We start from the raw sequence: 5,728 nt of genomic DNA on the forward strand, positions 1-5,728 counted from the left end.
AGCCGCTTTCCCCCGGACCCCCTTTTTAGGGCCGACTTACAGCACTCATCATTCTAGAAACTTACAGCCATCACTGGAGTTCCGCGGCCGAGCCGCTCCATGTCTTTGGTGCCCGTTAGAAGAAAGTGGCATTAAACAAGCTGCTTATTAGAGAAAAGCCCACTTCCGGCGGGCGCACTCTCCCCGTAGGTCGCCCTCCTCCGGGTGACCTGTAGGGAGAGGCGTCCTGCCGTGTGGGATGGCACGCCTCGCGGGGGGCTTCCCCCCGTGTCACTGTCGAGGAGCGAAGCGACGAAGAATCTTATTGCAGAAAGATCCTTCGCTTCGCTCAGGATGACAAGGGGGAGGCTCAGGATGACAAGGGGGGAGCGCGGGATGACAAATGAGGCCGCCTGCTTGCTTAATGCCAGACCACAACCAACGGGAACCTAAGACTTGGAGCGGCTCGGCCGCGGAACACCAGTGGGGAAGGAAGCTAATAGAATGCGCCCTCATGGCGAAAAGACACGAAGTAATACTTTATATTACGCCTTTGAATGAAAGGCGAAGATATAACAGCGCACCGGATAACGCCGAGCGGCTGGCGCCGCCGAGAGGCGGTGTTGGAGCGAGGGAGCCCAGAGTCCGAGAGGCGGCAGTCTCTCGGAACTTTTGGTACGCCGGGGTCCCCTAAAAATACGCGAAGCGGATTTTTTGGGGTGGTCTGAGGTTACAAAAGTAGGCCCCCCGGCAGGGGGATAAAGTCTTTAGAACGGAGTTCTAAAACAATTCCCTTGCTTTTCAAGCAAGAAAAAGGATAATTGAAAAGGAGTATTAGAACCTTGGTTCTAAAAATTCTTCTTGCTTTCAAAGCAAGAGAAGCGAGAAAAGAAGTCTTAGAAGCTTGCTTCTAATGAGCCGCCCGCGCCTCGCGGGTGAGTCGCACACCCCTCGCTCCTTGCTTAAATTATAATTAACATATCGTTAATTGTCAACGGGTTTGAAAAAATATTTTTCCGTTTTGTTAAAATTATTGCTTTTTATCGTTTAATGATATATTTTATACATAAGGAGGGTTAACAAAATGAGAATTAGAGAAGAGCGGGAGCGCAACGGCATCGCCCAAAAAGATCTGGCAAAAATGCTGAACGTAAGCTCCGCCGCATTAAGCCAATGGGAAACGGGAAAACGAGACCCCTCGCCCGATATGATCCTTAAAATAGCCGATATTTTAGAAGTCACGGTAGACGCGCTTTACGGGCGCGCAGCCCCCGCCGCCGTGCGCATACCGGTCCTCGGACGCGTTCAGGCGGGAATACCCTTAGACGCGATAGAAGAAGTGCTCGACTGGGAGGAGATCCCCGCCGAGCTTGCGCGCCGCGGCGAATACTTCGGCCTGAAAGTTCGCGGCGACTCGATGGAGCCGCGCATCTGCGACGGCGACGTAGTCATCGTCCGCCGTCAGCCCTGCGCCGACACGGGCGACGTTGCGATAGTTTTGGTAAACGGCAACGACGCAACGATAAAGAAGATAAAATACCAAAGCGACGGCGTTATGCTTATCCCACTAAACGCCTCTTACGAACCTATTTTTTATTCAAAAGAAGAAACAGAAAAGCTCCCCGTCGAAGTGATCGGCAAGGTCGTCGAGCTTCGCGGAAAGCTTTGAAAATCGTCCTTGCTTTTAAAGCAAGGACAAATTTTTAGAACCAAGGTTCTACGACTCCTATCCCCCTGCCGGGGCGGCGGCGTGCAAAAGTCCCCCCCACACAGGGGAAGCCACCCCCCGCACGAGGCGGGACGCCTCCCCCTACAGGTCACCCGGAGGAGGCGTAAGCCGACGCGGCAATCCGTATTCCTTCGCATACGCCTCCCACGAGGCACGGTGCCCCCCTTGTCGTCCTGAGCCTCCCTTTTGTCATCCTGAGCGCAGCGAAGGATCTTACAGCAATAAGATTCTTCGTCGCTTTGCTCCTCAGAATGACAGTGGGGGAAGCCCCACACGAGTCAGGGAGTTTCTCTAGAACTGCGTTCTATGATTCGTATTCAATTATCCTTTTTCTTGCTTGAAAAGCAAGCGAATTGTTTTAGAACTGCGTTCTAAAGACTTTATCCCCCTGCCGGGGGGGCGTACTTTTCACGGCCAATCCACCCCAAAAAATCCGCTTCGCGTATTTTTAGGGGACCCCGGCGTACCAAAACCGCCGGGGAGCTTTGCTCCCCCGTCCCCTCACGAGGGGAAACCCCTCGACCCATACTGCGCCTCTTAGTGCGGATTTACGTCTCGCCATCTTCGGCCAGAATGATGTAATCTAAAGTAATACTTCCAGCCTTCCTCGATGTGAGGGCCAATTCAAGATATCTTCTCCACCAATTTGACGGGCGCACGGTGCGCCCGACACTTTGGGTCCCGTTAGAAGTGAGCTTTTTCGAAAAGGCAACTTGTTTAATGATGCCCACAACCAACGTGCACCAAAGACATGGAGCGGCTCGGCCGCGGACCTCCCGTGTGGAAGAAAGTATCTAGAATGATGAGTGCTGTAAGTCGGCCCTAAAAAGGGGGTCCGGGGGAAAGCGGCTATTAGGACTGCACTAAGTTTGCCCTTCGCTGCCGCGCAACTCCCCTTGCCGCGTCCCCCGGAAATTTTGGTTCTTTTGTTTGCAAAAGAACCGCCCGCCGCGTAGGCGAAAAGGAGTTATAGAACCTTGGTTCTAAAATTTTCCCTTGCTTTTAAGCAAGAAAAAGCAAACTTGAAAAGGAGTTATAGAACCTTGGTTCTATAACTCCCCTTGCTTTCAAAGCAAAAAAATCAAAATTGAAAAAGCGGCGCTTTTTCATAAAAAAAGGGGCGGCACGCCGCCGCCCTTTTTATCTTTTGCATCATTCTAGTCCACGCTTATAAAAACGGTATCGTCGCCCGCGTGTCCCGTGTCGTCCTGCCACATTATCTCGTTTGCCGAATTAAGAACGAACGAGCCTTCGCCGTTTTCGTACTGTACCTCCTCGGTATAGCTTTCGTCTCCGTCGTAGGTGCGTAAGACGCATCTGCCGTTTTCATAGCTTAAAACGCCGCCGCTGCCCGCAGCCGCCTTCATATCCCAAACGTAAAGCTCGGCCGCGCTGCTGCTCCATTCTATATGCACGTCGTACATATTTTCCTCTTCGCTCTTTAAAACGGTGATGACGCCGCGTCCGGCAAACTTTTCGGCCCATCTGCCCAAAAGGCTGTCGGGCGTGTATCCGAGCGCTGACATATCGGCCGCGTCGCACATCGCGTTATACCATTCGGTAATTATCTCGTACGGCGTATTCGTTTCCTCATCGGAAAGCGTGACCTCGTAATACCAATCTTCGTCTATGTCGGACCACGTCTCGCGCACGATATTTACGCCCTCGTCCCCTGCAAAGAAATCGAAGCGCACGTCCATAGAGGGGAAGTATATCTCTACGTATTCGCCGCCTGCCGCTTCTTCGCGGTCCGAATAGGTATAAACCGCGTTCTTTGTAAGGCGCTCAACGTAGGGGGTTGCGTCAAATCCGTCGAAGGAATATGCCGGCTCGCTTCCCGCCGCGCTCACAACGTAGCTTTCGCCGTCCATATAAGCCGCGCGGCTCAGAGCAATTTCGGGCGCAGAGGAGCCGTAAGCCTCCGCGGTAAAGCCTTCGTTATCTTCGATGATCTTTTCGGGCACGGTATCTGCCCATTCGCAAAGCTCGCCCCAGCTTTCAAGCTCCTCGTCGGTATACTCCTCTCTGACAAGGCGCACGTCCGACGGAAGCGCGATGATGTAGCGGTCGCCGTTTTCGTCCTTTGCAAAGAAATTGTCGTTGTTGCGATCGGCGCAGAGCATCTTATGCATCTCGTCCTCGCTCACTCTTACTATCGTAAAGAGCCAGCCCGCGCCCTGGGGGTCCTCGCCCAGCGCCTTTGCCGCCTCTATGGAGGCCGTCTCCGAAACGGAGAAGAGCCTTCCGGAGCCGTCGTACTCGGGCGTTTCTACGGTAAGAAGGCCGTCGTACTCCGAGGGTATCGAAAGCGTGACGCCGCCGTTTTCATACGTCGCGTCCGCCGTCTTATTCGTATTTGAGCAGGCCGCAAACGAAAATACCAATACGGCCGCAAGTATTATACATAAAACAGACGTTCTCTTTGATCTCACTTTTTTATCTCCGTTCATCTAAGTCACGCGCCGTTTTTATTCCACCGGGAGAACGCCGGGATTGGCAAGCGCCTGATACCATTCGTTCATAACGGCCGCCGCGTTTGTATCGCCGTCGTAAGATATCTTATAGATCATCTCGTTGCCGCTCCATATCTGGCGGACAAAGCTTCCGTTGTCCTGAGCCATAAAGAAGTCGAAGCGCACATCGTCAACGGGGAAGTAAAGCACTACATACTCGCCGTCGGGTGCTTCGCCCTCTTCCATACGCTCAAGCGTCATGCCGTTCGTAAGTACGTCCACATAAGGCTGCGCCGCTGCGCCGTCGCCCGTCTTGGGGCCGAATTCGGTGGTGCTTACCGTGTAGATCGTGTCCTCAAGATATGCCGCGCGGTTAAGATACATATCGAGGTCGGTGTTGCCGCGTTTTTCGGGGGTAAGACCCTCGTTTCCTGCGATGAAGCTTTCGGGAACGGACGCCGCCCATTCGTTGAGCGCGCTCCACTGAGCCATATCGTCGTCGCTTATGTCGCCGTCGCGCATTATGCGCACGTCGGTGGGATGATAATACATATAGTATGTGCCGTCTGCGCCTTTGGCAAATACGTCCGCGCCGGACATGTCGTAGCAGAGCATCTGATGAAGCGCGTCCTCACTAACCGTGCCTATCGCAAACAGCCAGCCCGCGCCTTCGGGATCCATGCCGACAGCCTCGGCGGCTTCGATGGACGCCTTTTCCGAAACGCTGAACAGTATGCCCTCGTCGCTTGACTCGGGCGCCTCTACGGTAAGAAGCCCGTCGTGATCGCCCGGCACGACGAGCGTAAAGCCGCCGTTTTCATACGTTACGTCAGGCTTTTTCTGATCGCCGCATGCCGCGAACGTAAGCGCGAGCACGACGGCCAGCGCGATGCACAAGACCGATCTTATGATTTTTGTTTTCATTGTCTCATTATCTCCTTTGCTTTTTTTACAAAATGTTTTCCCCTATGTGTATTATAGTATCATATTTTGTTTTTCGCAATGCCCAATATAAAATTCTCGGAAAGCTCGCCGCTCCCCGCGCCCCTCGCATAGGCCTCCCGCGAGGCGCGGGCGGGAATTTAGAACCAAGGTTCTAAGACTTCTTTACGGCGCCGCTTTGGTTTACGTTTATAGACCCCCGCTTGTTTAGTCTATAACAATAGACCTCACTTGTCAACACTTTTTTGTGATTTTGGGCGCGTACTCACCATGCCTCTCGTATATGCCTCACGCGAGGCAGGGGCGCATATTTAGAACCAAGGTTCTAAGACTCCTTTTTAATTATCCTTTTTCTTGCTTAAAAGCAAGGGAATTGTTTTAGAACTCCGTTCTAAAGACTTTATCCCCCTGCCGGGGGGGCCTACTTTTGTAACCTCAGACCACCCCAAAAAATCCGCTTCGCGTATTTTTAGGGGACCCCGGAGTACCAAAAGTTCCGAGAGACTGCCGCCTCTCGGACTCTGGGCTCCCTCGCTCCAACACCGCCTATCGGCGGCGCCAGCCGCTCGGCGTTATCCGGTGCGCTGTTATATCTTCGCCTTTCATTCAAAGGCGTAATATAAAG

3 protein-coding genes are annotated in these 5,728 nt (G+C 53.1%); 1 reads left to right on the top strand and 2 read right to left on the bottom strand.

What is annotated here, in order from left to right; translation table 11 throughout:
• The first annotated feature begins 1,063 nt into the window (after positions 1-1,063).
• Positions 1,064-1,648 (top strand): helix-turn-helix domain-containing protein, encoded by a 585-nt coding sequence (locus tag IJG50_04845; GenBank protein MBQ3379178.1) that lies wholly within the window; start codon positions 1,064-1,066, stop codon positions 1,646-1,648.
• Positions 1,649-2,865: 1,217 nt separating this feature from the next.
• Here the strand turns inward: IJG50_04845 and IJG50_04850 are convergent.
• Complete coding sequence (locus IJG50_04850) at positions 2,866-4,140, bottom strand: hypothetical protein (GenBank protein MBQ3379179.1); 1,275 nt, start codon at positions 4,138-4,140, stop codon at positions 2,866-2,868.
• Positions 4,141-4,176: 36 nt separating this feature from the next.
• Positions 4,177-5,085, bottom strand: a complete 909-nt coding sequence (locus IJG50_04855) for a hypothetical protein (protein MBQ3379180.1) — start codon at positions 5,083-5,085, stop codon at positions 4,177-4,179.
• Positions 5,086-5,728 lie beyond the last annotated feature (643 nt).

The sequence above is a fragment of the Clostridia bacterium genome (assembly GCA_017405765.1).
Lineage (GTDB): Bacteria > Bacillota > Clostridia > Oscillospirales > RGIG577 > RGIG577.